This is a genomic window from Streptosporangium sp. G12, assembly GCF_052983175.1.
Genome location: NZ_JBRIQO010000001.1, coordinates 529,229 through 549,330 on the forward strand (window position 1 = coordinate 529,229; position 20,102 = coordinate 549,330).

The window sequence follows — 20,102 nt, forward strand, 5'->3', positions numbered from 1 at the left end:
CTCCCGGATGCGGGCCAAGGGGATGACCCGACACCTTAGCGGCGGTCGTTGTGAGGACCGTCAACGCCCTGGAAGGCGCCAGAATGCTGCGAGGGGTCGCCGCCGAACGGGTTGGGCGCGCTCTGGAGGGTCTGCTGACCGCCCTGAGCCACCGCGTGGGACATGGCCGGAGGCCCGCTCACGATCGGGAACCCGCCGCTGCCCTCGGCAGCCACGTTCAGCTCGGCAAGCTGGTTCTCCAGGTACAGCTTCAGACGGCTGCGATACTCGCGCTCGAAGCTGCGAAGCTCCTCCACCTTGCGCTCGAGCTCGTCGCGGGTCTGCACCAGGGAGCCCATGGCCTGACGGTGCCGCTCCTGCGCGTCGCGCTCCAGCGTCTCCGCTCGGGCACGTGCGTCACCGATGACCTGCTCGGCCTGGCGACGTGCCTTGCCGAGGATGTCGTCGGCCTCGCGGCGCGCCCGGGTCACCGTCTCGTCCGCCTCCCGGCGGGCGTCGGCGATGGCCTGGTCGGCGGTCTGCTGCGCGAGGGCGAGCACCCGGGCCGCGGTGTCCATGTTGTCCTCGGCCGGAGGCATCCCCATTCCGACGGGAACGGGCTGCTGATGCTGCACCGGCTCGGGAGCGCGCATCGGCTCCGGCTGCTGCATCATCATCTCGGGCTTGGGCTCGGCGATGGGGGCGGGCGCCATGGCCATGCCCATACCGCCGGGGACCTTGCCCCGCAGGCACTCCGCCAGCTTGGCGCGGAGCTCCTCGTTCTCCTGAATGAGACGGTCCAACTCGGACTCGACCTCATCGAGGAAGGCGTCTACCTCTTCCTCGTCGTAACCCGGCCTGAGTCGGGTCGTACTGAATTGCTTGTTCCGCACGTCGGCGGGCGTCAGCGGCATTTCGGTCTCCTTGGCGCGCTTGGAGTCTGTCCGGGGGGACGGTACCCGATCAACGAAGCGCGGACACGAGTTGGATCAAGACCAAGACCACAATGAACAGCACTGTGAAGCTTAGGTCAAAGGCCACCGTACCCAACCGGAGTGGTGGAATGAAACGGCGGAGGAACTTGAGAGGTGGATCGGTCACCGTGTACACGGCTTCCGCCAGCACCAGGACGATGCCGGTGGGGCGCCACTGACGTGCGAACGCCTGCACCGTCTCGAAGATCATTCTGCCGATCAGCAGGATGAGATAGATGGACAGGATGAAGACCAAGGTCCCGCTAACGATCCCCACGGTCCGTACCCGCCTCCACTCCGCTCTGCCGTCCTCTGTCCCGTCGGGACCTGTCGGGCCGGTCACTGTTCATGGTGGAACTCTAACTCTGGTTGAAGAATCCGCGTTCCGCGATTCGGGCCTTGTCCTCGGCGGTCACCTCGACATTGGCTGGGGACAACAGGAACACCTTGTTGGTAACACGTTCGATGCTGCCGTGTAGGCCAAAGACCAGACCTGCCGCGAAATCGACGAGCCGCTTGGCGTCGCTGTCAACCATCTCGGTCAGGTTCATGATGACGGGAGTGCCGTCACGGAAGTGCTCGCCGATGGTTCGCGCCTCGTTGTACGTACGGGGGTGAAGCGTCGTGATGCGCGCCAGATCGGTCGTACGGCGCTCCAGGAGGGCCGTCGCGGGCCTCGGAGCGGGCACGCCGGGATCGGTGTCGTCCTGGAGGTCGTGGACCGTGCCAGGGCGTTCGTCGCCCTCGCGGCGCGCGTCGTCGAACTCCTCGTACTCGTCGTCGGGGTAGCTGTCGTATCTCTCGTAGCGGTCGTCCTCAACAAGACCGAGGTAGACCGCCATCTTGCGCATCGCGCCGGCCATCGCTACTTCTTCCTCCGTCTTACTTCAGATGTGCCCGAGGGGCCAGCCCGACCGCCTTGAGCTCACCACCGTTCGACCGCTGTCCGGATACGCGGACGCCAAGGCCCACTTGAAGGGACATTACCTGACGAAGGGCTTCCTGCGACCGAGCAACGCCGTACCAACACGCAGGTGTGTCGCGCCGTTGGCGATAGCCTGGGATATGTCCCCGCTCATTCCCGCCGAGATGACATCGGCGCCCGGGTGGGTCTTCTGGACCGACCGCGCGATCTCCCTCAGCCTCGCGAACGCCGCGCCCGCCTCCTCGCCCAGTGGCGCGACCGCCATCACCCCGCCCAGTTCCAGCCCCTCCGCCGCGGCGACGGCGTCGGCCAGCGCCTCCACCTCCCCGGGCCTCGTCCCGCCCCGGCCGGGATCGCCGTCGAGTGCGACCTGCACCAGGCAGGTGACCGGGCGTCCCGCCGCGAGGGCCTCCCTGCTGAGCGCGGTGACCAGGCGCGGGCGGTCGACCGAGTGGACGACGTCCGCGTAGCCGACCACCGAGCGGACCTTGTTGGTCTGCAACTGGCCGACGAAGTGCCAGCGGAGACCGAGCCCGGCGCATTCGCGCGCCTTGGCGGAGGCCTCCTGGTCTCGGTTCTCCCCGACGTCGGTGATCCCGAGTTCGGCCAGGAACCGCACGTCGGAGGCGGGGTAGGTCTTGCTCACCGCGATGAGGGTCAGCTCCTCACGGCGACGGCCGGCGGCCCGGCAGGCTTCGGCGATCTCCGCCTCGACCCGGGCCAGCCCGGCCGCGATCTCGTCACGTCGTGTTGTTTCCGTCACATCTCCGCCGCTCGGACACTGGCAAACCGGCGGAGCCCATTCTTCCCGGCACGGCCGGGCGGTCCGGCACCGCCCCCACCGTGAGAGATGTCACTTCAGGAAGTCGGGGACGTCCAGCTCCTCTTCCTGCTCCTCGAAGATCACCGGCCGGCGCCGGGCGGGGTCGGTGGCCCTGGCGGAGATCGGCGTCGGCTGCGAGGGCTCGGGAGCCGGGCGCGGGATCGACAACGGCGGGGAGTGCGGCTCCTCCACGCGGTGCGGCTCGGCGTGCTCCGCCGAGGACTGCGCCTGCTGGACCGGGTAGATCTGCTGCGGCTGGGGCGCCGGCTCCGCCGGGGCGGACTGCGGGCTGGAGACCGGCCGCATCGGCGGGGGCGGCGCGTGCTCCACCCTGGGCTCGGGACGCGGTTCGGGGCGGGGCTCGGGGCGGGGCTCGGCCTTGACCGTGGGCGCCAGCGGGCGGACCGGAGAGGTCGCCGAGGGCGGCTGGGCCGGGCGCGAGACGGACTGCGGGCGCGCGGCCGGCTGCGCGAGCGGCTTGGGCTCGGGAGCGGGCTCGTCGAACCCGGCCGCGATCACGGTGACGCGCACCTCGTCGCCGAGGGCGTCGTCGATGACCGTACCGAAGATGATGTTGGCGTCCGGCGCGGCGGCGGTGGAGACGAGCTGGGCCGCCTCGTTGATCTCGAACAGGCCGAGGTCGGAGCCGCCGGCGATCGACAGCAGCACGCCGTGCGCGCCGTCGATGCTGGCCTCCAGCAGCGGGCTGGAGACGGCCATCTCGGCCGCCGCGACCGAGCGGTCGTCGCCGCGGGCGTGGCCGATGCCCATCAGGGCGGAGCCCGCCCCGGACATGACCGACTTCACGTCGGCGAAGTCGAGGTTGATCAGGCCTGGCGTGGTGATCAGGTCGGTGATGCCCTGGACACCGGAGAGCAGCACCTGGTCGGCCGCCTTGAAGGCGTCCAGCACGCTCACCTGCCGGTCGGAGATCGACAGCAGCCGGTCGTTCGGAATCACGATGAGGGTGTCGACCTCCTCGCGGAGGGTCTCGATGCCGGCGTCGGCCTGCATCGCCCTGCGCCGCCCCTCGAAGCTGAAGGGCCGGGTCACCACACCGATGGTCAGCGCGCCCAGCGTACGGGCGATGTTGGCCACCACCGGGGCGCCGCCGGTGCCCGTGCCGCCGCCCTCACCGGCCGTGACGAAAACCATGTCGGCCCCCTTGAGGACCTCCTCGATCTCCTCGCGGTGGTCCTCGGCCGCCTTGCGCCCGACTTCGGGGTTGGCCCCCGCGCCGAGGCCACGGGTGAGTTCGCGCCCGACGTCGAGCTTGACGTCGGCGTCACTCATCAGCAGCGCCTGGGCGTCGGTATTGATGGCGATGAACTCGACGCCCTTGAGTCCCTCCTCGATCATCCGGTTGACGGCGTTGACTCCGCCTCCGCCGATTCCTACAACCTTGATGACCGCGAGGTAGTTCTGCGGTGCTGCCACGACGAGGGGCCTTTCCGCTCGTTGACTTGCAATTTCATGCGGCACGGGGCCCGTGCCGTCGTTTCCAAAACCCTCACCCTCAAGTTGAGATTTAGCTTTATGTCAACCTGAGGAGTGATACGGACAGTAGGAGTTGCGCTCCTGGCGGGTCAACTAACCGCGCCGCAGCGCGTTCAGCGTGTCGCGGGCCGCCCTTTTCCGGGAACGCTCCGGGAACGCCCGCCATCCGATGAGATCACCTGACCGTCACGACGTCAGGCGAACTGACGTCATAGGTGTCGGCCGGGCGCTTGAGCAGCGTAACAAGGATCCGCGCCTTGTCGGCGGGCCGGTCACCGCCGCCCCACACGATCGCGCGGCCGTCCTTGAGGCGCAGCGAGACCGTCTCCGCCGACGGCGCGAGCACCTCCGCGACCTTGCGGGCGAGATTCTCCGGCAGCGCGGTGATGACGGTGAGCGCCGCCGCGGTCGCCGGATCCGCCGGGCCGGGGCGCGAGACCCGCAGCACCGGCAGCGCCGGGGGCGCGACGTCCTTGACCTCGGTGACCATCCCGTGGCGGTCCATCAGCGCGGACCTCTCACCGACCGGCACCACCGCGACCGGCTCGCGCTCCACGACCTCGACGCGCAGGGTGCCCGGCCAGCCGCGGCTGACCGTCACCGACTCGACCTGCGGGATCCTGCCGACCCTGCCCTCGACCTCGGCCACGTCGACGGTGGCCAGGGGCGTGTCCGCGGCCACCTCCGCCGCCCGCCGGATCTGCTCGGCGGACAGGCCCGCGTTGCCGACCACCTGGATGTCCCGCACCCCGAGCACCGGGGAGAAGAACACCAGCCACGCCGCGATGCCCACCACCCCCACGGTGAGCAGGGCCAGGAAGGCCGACCGCCAGACCCCGTTCATCGCCACTCCCCCTCCGGCGACCCGCGCCCGCCGACGTGGGTCACCGCGCGGCCAGCTCCGCCACGATCCTGGGGCCCAGCTCCGTCACGTCGCCCGCCCCCATGGTCAGGACGATGTCGCCGGGCCTGGCCCGTCCCGCCACCAGGGCCGGCACGCTGTCGCGGTGGGGGGCGTAGGCCACCCGCTCCGCGGGCAGCGGCACCTTGCCCGCCACCAGCGCGCCCGACACGCCGGGCTCGGGGTCCTCGCGGGCTCCGTAGACGTCCAGGACGATGGCCTCGTCGGCCAGCCCGAGCGCGGCGCCGAACTCGTCGGCGAAGAACCTCGTGCGCGAGTACAGGTGCGGCTGGAAGACCGCGATGACCCTGCCGTCGCCCGAGAAGGACGCCACCACGTCCCGTGCCGCGCGCAGGTCGGCGGCGAGCTCGGTCGGGTGGTGGGCGTAGCTGTCGAAGACCGCCACCCCGCCCGCCTCCCCCTTCGCCTCGAAGCGGCGCTTGGCACCGGTGAAGGCCGCCAGGCCGTCGCGGATCTCGTCGAAGGAGACGCCCAGCTCACCCGCCACGGCGATGGCGGAGGCGGCGTTGAGCGCGTTGTGGCGGCCGGGCACCGCGAGCCTGACCTCCCCGCGTCCCACGATCGTGAAGGTGATGCCCAGCCCCTCGGGGACGATCCCGCTCACCCGCAGGTCGGCGTCCTCCGCCTCACCGTACGTGATCACCTTCAGGCCGCGGGCGCGGGCGATCGGGATCAGCGCGGCGGAGCCGGGGTCGTCGGCGCAGACGACCATGGTGCCGGTGACGCGCTCGACGAACCTGGCGAAGCTGTCGTGGACCGCGCGCGGGTCGCCGTAGTTGTCCAGGTGGTCGGGTTCGACGTTGGTCACCACGGCGATGTCGGGGGCGAGCATCAGGAAGGAGCCGTCGCTCTCGTCGGCCTCGGCGACGAACACCTCGCCCGAACCCTCGTCGGCACCCAGGCCCGTCGTCACCAGCTGCCCGCCCACGCAGTACGAGGGGTCGGTGCCGCACTTCTGCAGCGCCACGGTGAGCATCGAGGTCGTGGTGGTCTTGCCGTGGGTGCCGGCCAGCGCGACGCCGGTCTTGCCCGCCATCACGGAGGCGAGCGCCGCGGCCCTGGGGATGACCCGCAGGCCCTGGCGCAGCGCCTCGCCCAGCTCGGGGTTGGAGTCGCGGATCGCGGTGGACACCACGACGGTGTCGACGTGCTTGATGTGCGAGGCGGCGTGGCCGATGTGGACCCTCGCCCCCAGATCCCGCAGCTCCGTCACCATGTCCGAGCCTCGCGCGTCGCTGCCGGAGACCGGCACCCCCCGCTTGAGCAGGATGCGCGCGATCCCAGACATCCCGGAACCGCCGATCCCGATGAAATGGACCCGTCCCAGGTCACCGGCCGCGACCGGATCCACCAGCTTGACCAGGCTCATCGGCCGCTCACTTCTCCTCGTTCGCCGCGCGGGCGCGTCCGCGCCGCGTCCGGCCGTCTTCCGTCTTCCCCGGCCTCGCGCCCGGCGCGCCGGATCCGCTCCGTGATCCCCTCCGCGCCCATTCAGCCCCTCCCCCGCGCCGCGATCTGCAGCACCCTGCGCGCCAGCGTCACGTCGGCGTCCTTCCTGCCCATCCTGGAGGCCGCCTCCGACATGGTGCCCACGCGATCGGGGTCGGACAGGATGGGCAGCACGTTCTGGACGATCCACTCCGCCGACAGCTCCGCGTCGTCGATCATCAGACCGCCGCCGCCCTGCACGATCGGGGTGGCGTTGAGCCGCTGCTCGCCGTTGCCGTGCGGCAGCGGGATGTACGCGGCCGGCAGGCCCACGGCCGTCATCTCGGCGCAGGTCATCGCGCCGCTGCGGCACAGGGCGAAGTCGGCCGCCGCGTAGGCCAGGTCCATCCGGTCGACGTACTGCAGCACGACGTACTGCGGGTCACCCGGCGGCGGCTCCTCCTCCAGGGTGTTCTTCAGGCCGATGACGTGCAGCACCTGCACCCCGGCCCGGCGCAGCGCAGGGGCGGCGGCCAGGGCCGCCCGGTTGAGCGAGCGGGCTCCCTGGGAGCCGCCGGTGACCAGCAGCGTGGGCAGGTCGGCCTCCAGGCCGAACCAGGACCGGGCCTTGTCGCCCATGGACAGCCGGTCCAGGTTGACGATCTCCCTGCGGAGCGGGATCCCGATGTGCTCGGCGCGGTTCAGCGGGGTGTCGGGGTGCCCGGTGAACACGTGCTCGGTGAGGCGCGCGCCCAGCCGGTTGGCCAGACCGGGGCGCGGGTTGGCCTCGTGCACCACGATCGGCACGTTGCGCCGCCGCGCCGCGAGGTAGGCGGGGGTCGCCACGTAGCCGCCGAAGCCGACCAGGACGTCGGCCCGGACCTGGTCCATGATGCCGGCGGCCGCGTTGATGGCGCCGGCCAGGCGGCCGGGCACGCTCAGCAACTGGGGCGTCAGGGCGCGGGGCAGCGGCACCGCGGGCACCAGCTGCAGGTCGTATCCCCGGGCGGGCACCAGCCTGGTCTCCAGACCGCGCTCGGTGCCGAGGCAGGTGATCCCGATGTTCGGGTCGAGTTGGCGCAACGCGTCGGCCAGAGCCAGCGCCGGTTCGATATGACCGGCCGTCCCGCCACCGGCGAGGACCACCCTCATGTCGGTCCTTTCGCTTATCGTCTTCCGCGGCCCGGCCGTCGTCTTCCGGCCGGACCACCCAGGCCAAGCCAGCTTAGGCCCCGCGCCACCGGTCCGGGGCCATGGGCCGCGAGAGCCTCGCGGGCGCCGGGCTCGTGCTTGGCGAACGACAGGAGCATGCCGAGGGCGGCGAGGGTGGGCAGCAGGGCCGATCCACCGTAGGAGACCAGCGGCAACGGGATGCCGGTGATGGGCAGCACGCCGATGACCGCGCCGATGTTGACGATCGCCTGGCCCGCGATCCAGGCGACCGCGGCGGCGGAGGCGAGCCTGACGAACGGGTCCTTGACCCTGGTCGCCACCCGCAGCCCCGCGTAGCCCAGCAGCCCGAACAGGGCCACCACGACGAGCGTGCCCATCAGGCCGAGCTCCTCGCCGAGGATGGAGAAGATGAAGTCGCTCTCGGCGTGCGGGATCCAGCTCCACTTCTGCCTGCTGGAGCCCAGGCCCAGCCCGAACCAGCCGCCGCTGCCGATGGCGATCTGTCCCTGCACGGCCTGGAAGCCCGAGCCCTGGGCGTTGCCCCACGGGTCGAGCCACCCGGTGATCCGCTCCGAGCGGTACCCCTCCGTACTGATCATGACGATGGTCGCGAGCACGGCCACCGCGAGGATCCCGCCGAACAGCTTCAGCGGCGCCCCCACCACCCACAGCAGCGACAGGAAGATCATCATCAGCACCAGCGTGGTGCCCAGGTCGCTGCCCAGCATGACCATGACGGCCAGGATGGCGGTACCCGGCATCAGCGGGATGAACAGGCTGCGCCACTCGATCAGGCCGTTGCGCGCCTTGCGGGCCAGCAGGTCGGCGCCCCAGAGCATCAGCCCGAGCTTGGCGGGCTCGGACGGCTGCAGGTAGATGGGCCCGAGGTCGATCCACCGCTGGGCGCCGAGCTGGGAGGTGCCGACGAACAGCACCAGCACCAGCCCGAGGATCGCCAGCGCCATCAGCGGGTATCCGGCGAGCCTGAAGAACCTCGGCGGCAGCTGCGCGCAGATCCACATCAGCGGGAGGCCGAGCGCGGCCGAGATCGACTGCTTGAAGAACCAGTAGAAGGGGTCGCCCATCTCCTGCAGCGCCTCGATGCTGGAGGCCGACAACACCATCATCAGGCCGAGGGTGAGCAGCAGGGCGCTGCACCCCAGGATCAGGTAGTACGAGGTCAGCGGCCGGTTGAGCAGCTCACGGAAGGCGAGCAGGTGCTCGCGGAACCCGTCGGGGCGCGCGGGCGCGCCCTCCCGGGCGGGCGCGCCCTCCCGGGCGGGCGCGCCCTTGTGGGCGGGCGTTCCCTTGTGGGCGGGTGCGCCTTCGTGGGTGGTCGCGCTCACGCCGCTCCCCCGTCGTGCCCCTCGGCGAGACGGTGCACGGCCCGGGCGAACGCCTCCCCTCGGGCGGGGTAACCGGCGAACATGTCCAGAGAGGCGCCGGCCGGGGCAAGCAGCACGGTGTCTCCGGGGGCGGCGAGCCTGGCGGCTTCGGTGACGACACGGTCCATGACCCCAGTGTCTTGCCCCGCGACCTCCACCACCGGAACATTCCCGGCGTGTCGCGCCAGAGCCTCGCGAATTCGCTCGCGGTCGGCGCCCAGGAGCACCGCGCCGCGCAGGCGGGGCGCGGCGCGGCGCACCAGCTCGCCGACGTCGGCGCCCTTGAGCTGTCCTCCGGCGACCCAGACGATCGACGGGTAGGCGGCCAGCGAGGCGGCGGCGGCGTGCGGGTTGGTGGCCTTGGAGTCGTCCACGTAGTCGACCTCGGCGACCCTGGCCACGTGCGCGATCCGGTGGGGGTCGGGCACGAAGTCCAGCAGCCCCTGGCGTACGGCGGCGGCGGGCACCCCGTAGGCCCTGGCCAGGGCCGCGGCGGCGAGCGCGTTGGCCACGTTGTGCGGGGCGAACGGGCGGACGTCGGCGAGCGAGGCGAGCTCCTCGGCGTTGCTCTCCGGCTCGGCCACGAACGCCCGGTCCACCAGCAGGTCCTCGACCACGCCCAGCTGGCCGGGCCGGGGCACCCCGAGGGTGAAACCCACGTTCCGCACCGCGCCGCCGCGCCCGGCCGCGCGCGCCACGTCCTCGTACGGCGCGGCGAGGCGGGCCGCCCACTCGTCGTCGGCGTTGTGCACGACCGTCCCGGCCCTGGCGAAGATCTCCCCCTTGACGCGGGCGTACTCCTCCATGGAGCCGTGCCAGTCGAGGTGGTCGGGCGCCACGTTGAGCACCGCGGCCGCGTACGGGACGATGCCCGGCGCGCGGTGCAGCTGGAAGCTGGACAGCTCCACCGCCAGCACGTCCGCGGGCCCGGTGACGGCCTCCACCACCGGGGTGCCGACGTTGCCGACGGCGAGCGCCCGGTGGCCCGCGGCCGAGAGCATCGAGGTGAGCATGCGCACCGCGGTGGTCTTGCCGTTGGTTCCGGTCAGCGCCAGCCAGGGGGCGGCGCCCTCGGGGCGGATCCGCCAGGCCAGCTCGACCTCGCCGATCACCTCGATGCCGGCCGCCGCGGCGGCGGCGAGCAGCGGGTGGTGCGGCGGCCAGCCGGTGGTGACGATCAGGGAGGTGCCCGCGGGAGGTTCGGCGGGCTCGCCGAAGCGGACCTCGACGCCGAGCGCGGCCAGCTCACCGGCGATCGCCCTGGCCCGCTCGCCGTCCCGGCCCTCCAGGACGACGACCTTCTCGCCGCGCCCGGCCATCGTGCGGGCGACGGCGGTGCCCGAGACCCCCAGCCCCGCGACGCAGATCACGCGCCCTCCCCGGCCGCGCTCGTCCGCCTCGTCCGCTCGTTCACAGCCTGGGCATCCATTCCACGTAGAAGATCCCCAGCCCGGCGGCCGCGCACAGGGCGGCGATCAGCCAGAAGCGGACCACGATGGTCGTCTCGGCCCAGCCCTTCAGCTCGAAGTGGTGCTGGAGCGGGGCCATCCTGAAGACCCGTTTACCGGTCATCTTGAAGGATCCGACCTGAATGATCACCGACATGGTGATGAGCACGCACATCCCGGCGAGGATGATCAGCAGGAGCTGGGTCCTGGTGGTGATGGCCAGCCCGGCGAGCACGCCGCCCAGGGCCAGCGAGCCGGTGTCGCCCATGAAGATCTTCGCGGGCGGGGCGTTCCACCACAGGAACCCGACCAGCGCGCCGAGCACCGCGGCGGCGACCACGGCCAGGTCCAGCGGATCGCGGACCCAGTAGCAGTTGGGGCCGAGCTGGGTGGTGCAGCTGTTGCGCAGCTGCCAGTTGCCGATCAGCACGTACGAGGCCAGCACCACGCCGGTGGCGCCGCTGGCCAGGCCGTCGAGGCCGTCGGTGAGGTTCACCGCGTTGGAGAAGCCGACGATCATGATCAGCACCCAGATGATGAACCCGATGAGGCCGATGGAGGGACCGAAGTCCCTCAGGAACGACAGGCGCGTCTCGGCCGGGGTGATCAGGTAGGCGTTGGGGAAACGGGTCACCAGGACCGCGAAGACCGCGCCGACGATGAGCTGGCCCAGCGCCTTGGCACCGCTCCGCAGACCGAGGCTGCGCTGCTTGTAGATCTTGATGAAGTCGTCGAGGAAGCCGACCGCGCCCAGTCCCGTCATCAGGAACAGCACGAGGACGGCGGAGACCGTGGGGGGCGTGAAGCTGTACAGGTGGGCACAGGCGAAGCCGACCAGCGCGGCGATCACGATCACGGTGCCGCCCATGGTGGGGGTGCCGCGCTTGTCGTGGTGGCCGGAGGGTCCCTCCTCCCGGATGCTCTGCCCGTAGCCGCGCCGGGAGAACAGGCGGATCGCCAGCGGCGTGCCCAGCATGGACAGCAGCAGGCTGACCGCGGCCGCGACGAGGATCTCCCTCATCGGCGGTCACCTCCGAGCAGCGCCGCGGCCACGCGTTCGAGGCCCGCGGCGCGCGGTCCCTTGACCAGTACGACGTCTCCCGGTGCCAGCATCGCCGACAGCTCCGCGCCCGCCTGGGCCGCGTCGGCGGCGTGCAGGACCTGGGTGGCGACCGGAACCCCGCCGCCGGCCGCGGCGTCCTCTCCGAACGCGGCGACGGGCGAGAGACGGCCGGCCGTGCCGATGCCGGGCGGTTCGCCCGCGCCGCCGCCCGGCGGCTCCCCCGCCCCGTGGGGCGCCCCGTGCGGGGCGACCGCGTGCGAGACCGCTCCGGCGTGCGCGCGAGGGGCGGCGGGGACACCGGCCGGTACGGGTCCCGCGGCCTCCCGCGCGGCCCGTACGGCGGCCCTGGCCCCGGCCAGGACCGGGTCGGCGTCGGGACCGACGACGAACAGGCCCGTGAGGCCCGCGCCCCCGGCCAGGCGCCCCAGGCCCTCGTTGAGCGCGACGCTCTCGTCACCCAGCTCGCGCAGGGCGGCGACGACGGCGAAGCGGCGGCGGTCGCCCGCGAGCGCGTCCAGGGCGCCGAAGGCGGCCCGCATGGAGTCGGGGTTGGCGTTGTAGGCGTCGTTGATCACGGTCACGCCGTCCGCGCGGTCGGTGACCTCCATCCGCCAGCGGCTGCGGGGCTCGGCCTCCGACAGCTCCTCGGCGATGGTGGCGACCGGCAGGCCGAGCTCGTAGGCGGCCGCGGCGGCGGCCAGCGCGTTCTCCACCGCGTGCTCGCCGTACAGGCGCAGGCCGACCGGGGCGGCGCCCGAGGGGGTGCGCAGCGTGAAGGAGGCGCGTCCGCGCTCGTCGACGGTCACGTTCTCGGCCCGCACGGTCGCGCCCTCGGCCCGGCCGTACCAGGTGACGCGGGCGCCGGTGCGCCCGGCCATCGCGGCCACCAGCGGGTCGTCGGCGTTGAGCACGGCCACGCCCTCGGCGGGCAGCGCCTCGACCAGCTCGCCCTTGGCCCTGGCGATCTCCTCCTTGCCTCCGAAGACGCCCAGGTGGGCGGTGCCGACGTTGAGGACCACGCCGATCGTCGGCGGGGCGACGCGGGTCAGGTGCGCGATGTGCCCCGCGTTCCTCGCGCCGAGCTCCAGCACCAGGTAGCGGGTGTCCTCGCCGGACTTCAGCACGGTCAGCGGGTGGCCGATCTCGTTGTTGAACGAGCCGGCCGTGGCGACCGTCGGGCCGATCCTGGCGGTGAGCCTGGCCAGCAGGTCCTTGGTGGTGGTCTTGCCCGCGGAGCCGGTGAGGCCGATGACCGTGGTCGCCGGCAGGGCCGCGCAGACCGCGGTGGCCAGGGCCGTCATGGCGGCCACGGTGTCGCCGACGATGACGGCCGGGGCGTCGACGGGCCGGGAGGCCAGCACGGCGACCGCCCCGGCCGCGACGGCCTGGGCGGCGAAGTCGTGCCCGTCGACCCGTTCGCCCTTGATCGCGACGAACAGCGACCCCGGTTCGACGGCGCGGGAGTCGGTGACGACCGGGCCGCGCACCACCGCGCGTGGGTCGGCCATGCCCGCGAGGGCCCCCGAGGTGATCTCGGCGATCCTGGCCAGCGGCAACGGGATCATGATGCGTCTTCCCTACTCTCCATACGTGCTTCGGCGCCCGGTGCGGTTCCTGCGCCTGACGATCGCGTCGGCCACGACCTGCCTGTCGTCGAAAGGAAGCACCTGGTCGCCGACGTACTGGCCCTGCTCGTGGCCCTTGCCGGCCACGACGACGACGTCACCGAGACCCGCCCGGCCGATGGCCAGGTCGATGGCCGCGGCGCGGTCCGGCTCAATGATCACATGTGCGCGCCCGTCCTGGGACACGCCGAGAACTCCGTCCATCATCTCCGCGAGGATCCGCAGGGGGTCCTCGGAGCGGGGGTTGTCGCTGGTGAGAATAGCCACATCTGCCAACCTTGCGGCGGCTTCTCCCATCATTGGGCGTTTACCACGGTCACGGTCACCTCCGCAGCCGAGCACGACGATGAGCCTGCCCTCGGTGACCTCGCGCAGCGAGCGCAGGACCGACTCGACCGCGCCGGGCTTGTGCGAGTAGTCGACGATGGCCTGGAAGTCCTCGCCGCCGGGGACCCGCTCCATCCGGCCGGGAACCCCCGCCAGCGTACCGACGCCCGCCACCGCGGCCCGCAGCGGCACACCCGCCTCCACCAGCGCGACGATCGCGCCCAGGGCGTTGGCCACGTTGAAGGGCCCGGGCAGCGCGACCGACGCGGCCTCTTCGACGCCTCCGGGGCCCACGACCGTGAAGGTGCTGCCCTCGGGGCCCAGGCGCACGTCCACGGCCCGCCAGTCGGCCTCGACGGCGCCCTCGGCGGAGAAGGTGGTCATCGGGATCTTCGCGATGCCGCGGAGCTCCCGCCCGTGGGCGTCGTCGATGTTGACGACCCCCACGCGGCTCATCTCGGGGGTGAACAGCCGGGCCTTCGTCGCGAAGTAGTCGTCGAGGTCGCGGTGGAAGTCGAGGTGGTCCTGGGACAGGTTGGTGAACAGCGCCACGTCGTAGAACACCCCGTCGACCCGGCCGAGCGCCAGCGCGTGGCTGGAGACCTCCATGGCCGCGGCGGTGACGCCCCGCTCGCGCATCAGGGCGAACAGGGCCTGCAGGTCACTGGCCTCCGGCGTGGTGAGCTTCGGGGTGAAGCGCAGCTCACCGACGTGGATCTCCACGCCTCCGACGAGCCCGGGGGTGTGCCCCGCGGCCCGCAGCCCGGCCTCCAGCATGAAGGTGACGGTGGACTTGCCGCTGGTGCCGGTGACCCCGACGACCATCACGTCCGCCACCGGGTTGCCGTACACCCAGGCGGAGACCTGCCCGAGCAGGGCGCGCGGATCGGGCACGACCAGGACGGGAAGGCCGGTCGCGACCGCGGCCCGCCTGCCCGCCTCGTCGGTCAGGATCGCGCTGGCACCCGCGGCGAGGGCCTGGGCGGAGAAGTCGGCCCCGTGGGCCGTGGCCCCCGGCAGCGCGACGTAGAGATCTCCCCGGCACACCTGGCGCGAGTCGATGGTGATCCCGGACACCGCGGCCAGCGGAGCGCGCGACGTGCCCGAGGGCGCGCCGATGAGGCTCGCCAGCCCCGAGAGCGGACGGGGTGAACTGGTTGAGGGTCGCATTGACGACGGGGGATGCACGGCGAGAGCGTACCTTCACTCGTCACTCTCCGGCGCGTATCCGCACCGGGGACGGCCTGGTTCCGGTCGGCGGGATCTTCCCGCTCTTCAACGCGAACGTCATCACCTTCTTGAAGACCGGGGCGGCGATCTCCCCGCCGTAGTGGCCCTCCTGGGGGTCCTGGAGGACCGCCAGGACGACCAGCCGGGGCTTGTCCGCGGGGGCGAAACCAACAAATGTCGCGGTGTATCCGCAGTAGCCCTGACATCTGGTGTCGTAGCGCATCGCGGTACCCGTCTTGCCCGCCACCCGGTAGCCGTCGATCGCGGCGAGGTTCCCGGTGCCCTCCTCGCTCACGGCGGCCTCCAGCATGGTGGCGACCTCCCGCGCGGTACGCTCGCCGACCACCCGGGTCTGCTTGCCCGGCGGGGACGGCGTGAACACGCCGTTCTCCCCGGTGGTGCCGGCCACGATCTGCGGGGTGACGCGCACCCCGCCGTTGGCGATGGTCTGGTAGACGCTGGCCGTCTGCAGCGCCGTCACCGAGACCCCCTGGCCGTACGCGATCGTGCAGCGCTGGCTGCCCGACCAGTTCTTCCAGTCGGGCAGGAGCCCGGCCTCCTCCCCCGGCAGCCCGGTGCCGGGCTTCGTGCCGAACCCGAAGCGCTGGAGCATCGAGTGGAGCTTCTCGTCGCCGATCTTCTGGGTGGCGAGGATCGTGCCCACGTTGCTGGAGGTCGCCACGATGCCGGAGAAGGTCAGGCGCTCGGTGGGGTGCGGGTGTGAGTCCTTCAGCACCCGGTCGGCGCACCTGATCTCGTCGTCGACCGTGAACAGGCTGTCCGGCCGCACGGCTCCCGACTCCAGGGCCGCCGCGGCGGTGATGACCTTGTTGGTGCTGCCCGGCTCGAACACGTCCGTGACCGACCGGTTGACCCGGTCGGCGCCGGGAGAGTTCATCCAGTTCCTCAGGTCGAGCTCGGGCGCGTTGGCCATGGCGATCACCCGGCCGGTCCGGGTGTCCATCACGATGGCGCTGCCGGTGCGCGCCCCGGTCGCCTTGACCTGCTCGCTGATCGCCTTCTGCGCGGCCCACTGGACGTCGCGGTCGATGGTGAGCCGCAGGTCCCTGCCCTCGACGGGCGCCCGGACGGTGCTGCGGGTCATCGGGATGCGCTGCCCCCTGGCGCCCGTCTCGATGATCTGCTCGCCGTCGCGGCCCGCGAGCAGCTTGTCGTAGGTGCTCTCCAGCCCGGCCAGCCCGGTGCCGTCGGTGCCGACGAAACCCAGCAAGGTGCCCGCCAGGTCGCCGCCCGGGTAGTCGCGCCGGTAGCGGTGCTTGCTGCCGACCCCCTTGAGGTCGTACGTCATGATCCGCTGGGCGAGCGCCGGGTCGACGGCCGCGGCGAGCTGCTGGTAGTGGCTGGTGCTCTGGGCCAGCTTGGCGGCGATCGACTCCTTGGGCGTGCCCAGCTCCTTGGCCAGGATCGTGGCCACCCGGTCGCGCTGCGCGGCGGAGACCTCGGACGGGTCCACGAAGATCTCGCGGGCCTCCAGGGTCAGCGCGAGCTCGTGACCGTTGACGTCGGTGATCGAGCCTCGTCTGGCGGGCAGCTTCTCACCCTGCACGCGCTGCTTGGCCGCCTCCGCCGTGTACACCTTCGAGTCGAGGCCCTGGAGCTGGATGAGCCGCCCCGCGAAGATGGACAGCACGAAGGTCATCGCCATCAGGCCGATGCCGATGCGCCTGCGGGGGTTGCCCAGGCGCAGCACCGCGGACGGGCGCGCCGGGGGCCGTGGCGGCCTGCCACCGCCGCCACGCGTCGCCGCGCGGGTGTGCTCGCGATCCCCGGGCCGCCCGGCCCCGCGCCTCGGCACGGACCGTACCCAGCCCAGCGGGTCCGGCGGCTCCTCCGAGCGCGAGGACCGCACCGGCCCGCGCGGCGCCTCGGGACCCGGCGGACCGCCCGGCCGGGAGGCGGAGGTCCTGCCCGGCGCCTCGGGGCGGGCGGGCCTGCCGGGAGCGCCGGGAACACCACCCCTGCCGTCCGGCCGCCCTCCCCTGCCCGGCCCGTCGGGAGCGGGCGGTCGCGCGCCGGAACCGGACCTGCCGGCGGGACCCGGCCTGCCCGGGGAACCGGGCCTGCCGGACGGGCCCGCGGCCGACGGCCTCGACGGGGAGCCAGGCCTGCCCGGCCTGGCTGATTTGTCGTGTTTATCTGATCTGTCGGACCTGCTGGAACCTTCCGGGGCCGGCGGCCTGCCGGACCCGCCGGAGGCGGACGCCCGGCCGGATCCACCCGGCGCGGGTGGCCTGCCGGTTCCCCGTCCCTTACCGGGGCCGTCGGCCGGGGACGGCCGCCCCCTGGAGGAGCCCGGCCTGCCCGGCCCCTCGGCCCCCTGCCCCCTGCCGGAACCCGCGGGCGGCCTGCCCGAAGAGCCCGCCCCGTCGGCGGAACCCGCACGGCCGGCACCGGGCCTGCCCGACGAGCCGGACCTGCCCGGCCCCTCGGCCTCCCGCGCCCCCCCGGAGGAGCCCGCACGGCCGGAACCTCCGGCGGCTCCCGAACCGGGGGTGCCCGGGGCCGGGGACCTGCGCGGGGCGGGTCCATGGGGGCCGCCGGGCACGCCAGGAGCCCCGGCGTCACCGGAACCGGGTCTTCCGGGCTTACCGGGAACGTCGGGGGAACCGCCGGGCCTGGCCGTACGGCCGGGGCCGCCGGGCGAGCGGCGGCCCGAGCCTCCGGCCGGCCCTCCGGTGGAACCGCCGCGGCCCTGTCCAGGACCCGGGCCGCCGGTCTGGCCGCCGGTCTCCCTCACTGGCCCGTGCCCGGCGCTCGCTCCTGCCCCGCGGGCGTCTGGACGTCGCCGGCGACCCCGACGGCGGGCCTGTCGGGGTCGATGACGCGCGCGGTGTCCCAGTCGGGCCCCAGCCCCTGGAGCTCGTTGCTCCTCGCCACCGCGTCCGGCATCTCCCGCCGCATGTTGGCGCTCTTCTTGCTCTCCTTCTGGATGCGCAGGTCGCTGATCTCCTTGCGCAGCCCGTTGGCCCTGAAGGAGTCCTGGGCGAGCACGGCGTTCAGCAGCAGCAGGCTCACCAGGCCGCCGCAGAGCAGGCCGACCACGAGCAGCAGGAAAGGAGCCCTCGGCGGCCGGGCGCGACGGGCCGCGGGAGGCCCTGCGGCCCCGGGTGCCGCGGCCTTGACCTGCGCGGCCGAAGCGACGGCGGGCGCCGGCCTGGCCGGCCTGGTCCCGTATCCCTGCGGCACCGCGCGGGGGACGCGCACAGGGCGCGCGCCGCGGCTGGGCGCGGCGCGACGGACGTCTGTCTCACTCCTCGTCAACTGCCTCACGGATCCTCTCTGCCGCCCGACACCGGGCGGAGGCCGCCCGCGGGTTGCGGGCCACCTCCTCTTCGCTCGGAAGCTCGGCTCCCCTTGTCAGGAGCGCGAACCGCGGCTGGTGAGCCGGCAGCGGGACCGGCAGGCCGGGAGGGCCGGTGTCCCTGGTCCGCGCGGTGATGACCTGCTTCGTCAGCCGGTCCTCAAGGGAGTGGTAGGCGAGCACGACGACGCGCCCGCCCAGCGTCAATGCGTCGAGCGCGGCTGGGAGCGCGCGTTCCAGCGCCGTCAACTCCGCGTTCACCTCGATCCGCAACGCCTGGAAAGTCCTTTTGGCGGGGTTTCCCCCGGTCCTGCGAGTAGCGGCCGGGATCGCCGTCCTGACGATCTCCGCAAGCCGCTTGGTAGACGTTATGGCCTCCCTGGCCCTTTCCTTGATGATTAAGTGCGCGACACGCGGGGCGAATCGTTCTTCTCCGTAATCCCGCAGGATCCGGATCAGCTCGGCGGCCGGGTAGGTGTTGACCACGACCTCGGCCGTCAGCTCCTCGTCGCGGTCCATCCGCATGTCCAGCGGCGCGTCGTAGGAGTAGGCGAAACCCCGCTCGGCCTCGTCCAGCTGCGGGGAGGAGACGCCCAGGTCGAACAGCGCCGCGTCGACGCGAGGGTGACCCACCTCGGCCAGCACCTCGGGAAGCTCGTCGGAGACCGCGCGGACCAGCGTGATCCGGTCGGCGTACGGGGCGAGCCTGGCGGTGGAACGCTCGATGGCGGTGGGATCGCGGTCGATCCCGATCAGGTGGAGCGAGGGGTGCGCGGCGAGCAGCGCCTCGGCGTGACCGCCGAGGCCGAGGTTGGCGTCGACGAGGACGGGGGCGGGGCGGGCCAGCGCCGGAGCGAGCAACTCCAGCACCCGGTCGAGCATGACGGGGACGTGACCCCCGGGCGTTTGGAGATCATGGTTGTGGTTCTCGGCGCGCATGAAGCGCAACCCCCCTCTTTCCCGCCCCGTCCCGTGGACGCGCGGCGGACGCTCACCGGTGTCTTGAAAACTGGCCCCCACCCCCGGGGCCGTCCGGCCAGGTCCCCATCCGCACCCGCGTGTCCGCCCGTCACCTGACACCGGGGAAGGTGCATCAGCTGACGGGCAGGTGGTTGCGGGTGGAGACCTCGCCGAACGACGTTTTACCGATGAGTCGACCGTGGAGTCACAGAATCCCTGGCAGCACCTCCTCCGACAGATCGGCAAAAGCCTGCTCTTGGTCGGCCAGATAGGCGCTCCAGGCGTGCGCGTCCCAGATTTCCAGCCGGGTGTTGGCCCCGATGACGACGCAGTCGCGGCGCAGGCTGGCGTATTCGCGCAGAGCCTGTGGAACGGTGATCCGGCCCTGCTTGTCGGCGACCTCGTCGGACGCGCTGGCGAAGAGGACACGGCTGTAGTCACGGACCGCCTTGGCGGTGACCGGCGCGGTGCGCAGAGCCTCGGTTATGCGCTGGAACTCCTCTACGGGAAAGACGTAGAGGCAGCGCTCCTGGCCTTTGGTGATCACCAGACCCTCCGCCAGCTCCTCGCGGTACTTCGCCGGCAGGAACAGCCGTCCCTTGTCATCGAGACGCGGGTGGTGGGTGCCGAGGAACACCGGCCTCACCTCCCGTGCCCAGCGGAGCGCCAGGCGTCACAGCCCTGCCCTCCACTGCGCACCACCATACTCCACTTCTCTCCACCGTCAACTGATTCCACGCCTCTTCACGACGGGTTTCACCGCCATTTCCCCAGTTCAAATGGGGTGGTGCGGAGTGGAGGGGGTAAGCGGCCCCTCGTACGCCCTGGGCGTGTCGGGTAGGCCCGCCGAATAGGCTAAAGATCATGAAATAAACCGGAGCGCGGTGAAGAATGATGGAAGGCCGAACCCCGCCCCGTCACCGGATCGGCACGCCACCCGTACAGGACCGCGACAGCGGCGGCACACACTATGGCTGTTTACCCGGAATCAGCCCTGATGACCGCATAAAGTCGCCGAGGG

General features: G+C 72.2%; 17 protein-coding genes. All 17 read right to left on the reverse strand.

Translation table 11 applies throughout. From position 1 onward, the window contains the following. Nucleotides 1-35 precede the first annotated feature (35 nt). Nucleotides 36-893, reverse strand: coding sequence for a DivIVA domain-containing protein (locus tag ACVCAG_RS02210; protein ID WP_440081977.1), 858 nt, complete (start codon nt 891-893; stop codon nt 36-38). Nucleotides 894-942: 49 nt separating this feature from the next. Then, nucleotides 943-1,230: a YggT family protein gene (locus ACVCAG_RS02215; protein ID WP_440065077.1), complete on the reverse strand. Its 288-nt coding sequence runs from the start codon at nt 1,228-1,230 to the stop codon at nt 943-945. A gap of 82 nt (nt 1,231-1,312) precedes the next feature. Then, entirely contained in the window at nt 1,313-1,816 is a 504-nt protein-coding gene (locus ACVCAG_RS02220) for a cell division protein SepF (RefSeq protein ID WP_329093101.1), read from the reverse strand. Between the two features lie 120 nt (nt 1,817-1,936). Next, the gene (locus ACVCAG_RS02225) at nt 1,937-2,641 is read right to left on the reverse strand and encodes a YggS family pyridoxal phosphate-dependent enzyme (protein WP_440081976.1); all 705 of its coding nucleotides are present in this window, start codon (nt 2,639-2,641) and stop codon (nt 1,937-1,939) included. A gap of 90 nt (nt 2,642-2,731) precedes the next feature. Further along, nucleotides 2,732-4,138, reverse strand: a complete 1,407-nt coding sequence (gene ftsZ / locus ACVCAG_RS02230) for a cell division protein FtsZ (protein WP_440081975.1) — start codon at nt 4,136-4,138, stop codon at nt 2,732-2,734. A 235-nt stretch (nt 4,139-4,373) separates the two neighbouring features. Further along, nucleotides 4,374-5,042 carry an FtsQ-type POTRA domain-containing protein gene (locus tag ACVCAG_RS02235; protein ID WP_440081974.1) on the reverse strand — a complete coding sequence of 223 codons (669 nt, stop codon included), beginning with the start codon at nt 5,040-5,042 and terminating at the stop codon, nt 4,374-4,376. Between the two features lie 40 nt (nt 5,043-5,082). Then, the gene (gene murC / locus ACVCAG_RS02240) at nt 5,083-6,489 is read right to left on the reverse strand and encodes a UDP-N-acetylmuramate--L-alanine ligase (protein WP_440081973.1); all 1,407 of its coding nucleotides are present in this window, start codon (nt 6,487-6,489) and stop codon (nt 5,083-5,085) included. 122 nt (nt 6,490-6,611) lie between these two features. Further along, on the reverse strand, nt 6,612-7,700 hold the full coding sequence (gene murG, locus ACVCAG_RS02245) for an undecaprenyldiphospho-muramoylpentapeptide beta-N-acetylglucosaminyltransferase (RefSeq protein WP_440081972.1): 1,089 nt from the start codon (nt 7,698-7,700) through the stop codon (nt 6,612-6,614). 14 nt (nt 7,701-7,714) lie between these two features. Continuing rightward, nucleotides 7,715-9,067, reverse strand: coding sequence for a putative lipid II flippase FtsW (gene ftsW, locus ACVCAG_RS02250; RefSeq protein WP_447189398.1), 1,353 nt, complete (start codon nt 9,065-9,067; stop codon nt 7,715-7,717). After that, nucleotides 9,064-10,476 carry a UDP-N-acetylmuramoyl-L-alanine--D-glutamate ligase gene (gene murD / locus ACVCAG_RS02255; RefSeq protein WP_447189399.1) on the reverse strand — a complete coding sequence of 471 codons (1,413 nt, stop codon included), beginning with the start codon at nt 10,474-10,476 and terminating at the stop codon, nt 9,064-9,066. The genes ftsW and murD overlap by 4 nt, the downstream gene beginning before the upstream one ends. 40 nt (nt 10,477-10,516) lie before the next feature. Continuing rightward, nucleotides 10,517-11,575, reverse strand: coding sequence for a phospho-N-acetylmuramoyl-pentapeptide-transferase (gene mraY, locus ACVCAG_RS02260; RefSeq protein WP_440081968.1), 1,059 nt, complete (start codon nt 11,573-11,575; stop codon nt 10,517-10,519). Further along, nucleotides 11,572-13,182, reverse strand: a complete 1,611-nt coding sequence (locus tag ACVCAG_RS02265) for a UDP-N-acetylmuramoyl-tripeptide--D-alanyl-D-alanine ligase (protein ID WP_447189400.1) — start codon at nt 13,180-13,182, stop codon at nt 11,572-11,574. The genes mraY and ACVCAG_RS02265 overlap by 4 nt, the downstream gene beginning before the upstream one ends. A 12-nt stretch (nt 13,183-13,194) precedes the next feature. Beyond that, nucleotides 13,195-14,739, reverse strand: coding sequence for a UDP-N-acetylmuramoyl-L-alanyl-D-glutamate--2,6-diaminopimelate ligase (locus tag ACVCAG_RS02270; RefSeq protein WP_440081966.1), 1,545 nt, complete (start codon nt 14,737-14,739; stop codon nt 13,195-13,197). A 40-nt stretch (nt 14,740-14,779) separates the two neighbouring features. Next, entirely contained in the window at nt 14,780-16,510 is a 1,731-nt protein-coding gene (locus ACVCAG_RS02275) for a peptidoglycan D,D-transpeptidase FtsI family protein (protein ID WP_447189433.1), read from the reverse strand. A 1,043-nt stretch (nt 16,511-17,553) separates the two neighbouring features. After that, entirely contained in the window at nt 17,554-18,024 is a 471-nt protein-coding gene (locus ACVCAG_RS02280; protein WP_440065092.1) for a hypothetical protein, read from the reverse strand. Between the two features lie 43 nt (nt 18,025-18,067). Beyond that, nucleotides 18,068-19,060, reverse strand: a complete 993-nt coding sequence (gene rsmH, locus ACVCAG_RS02285; RefSeq protein ID WP_362848776.1) for a 16S rRNA (cytosine(1402)-N(4))-methyltransferase RsmH — start codon at nt 19,058-19,060, stop codon at nt 18,068-18,070. A 226-nt stretch (nt 19,061-19,286) separates the two neighbouring features. After that, a complete protein-coding gene (mraZ, locus tag ACVCAG_RS02290) occupies nt 19,287-19,718 on the reverse strand; it encodes a division/cell wall cluster transcriptional repressor MraZ (protein WP_362848730.1) in 432 nt (143 codons plus the stop codon). Between the last annotated feature and the right edge of the window lie 384 nt (nt 19,719-20,102).

Coding starts and splice junctions, on each gene's coding strand:
- ACVCAG_RS02235 (WP_440081974.1), bottom strand. CDS start 5,042: ATGAACGGGGTCTGGCGGTCGGCCTTCCTGGCCCTGCTCACCGTGGGG.
- murC (WP_440081973.1), bottom strand. CDS start 6,489: ATGAGCCTGGTCAAGCTGGTGGATCCGGTCGCGGCCGGTGACCTGGGA.
- mraY (WP_440081968.1), bottom strand. CDS start 11,575: ATGAGGGAGATCCTCGTCGCGGCCGCGGTCAGCCTGCTGCTGTCCATG.
- ACVCAG_RS02270 (WP_440081966.1), bottom strand. CDS start 14,739: ATGCGACCCTCAACCAGTTCACCCCGTCCGCTCTCGGGGCTGGCGAGC.
- ACVCAG_RS02220 (WP_329093101.1), bottom strand. CDS start 1,816: ATGGCCGGCGCGATGCGCAAGATGGCGGTCTACCTCGGTCTTGTTGAG.
- ACVCAG_RS02210 (WP_440081977.1), bottom strand. CDS start 893: ATGCCGCTGACGCCCGCCGACGTGCGGAACAAGCAATTCAGTACGACC.
- ACVCAG_RS02265 (WP_447189400.1), bottom strand. CDS start 13,182: ATGATCCCGTTGCCGCTGGCCAGGATCGCCGAGATCACCTCGGGGGCC.
- rsmH (WP_362848776.1), bottom strand. CDS start 19,060: ATGCGCGCCGAGAACCACAACCATGATCTCCAAACGCCCGGGGGTCAC.
- murG (WP_440081972.1), bottom strand. CDS start 7,700: ATGAGGGTGGTCCTCGCCGGTGGCGGGACGGCCGGTCATATCGAACCG.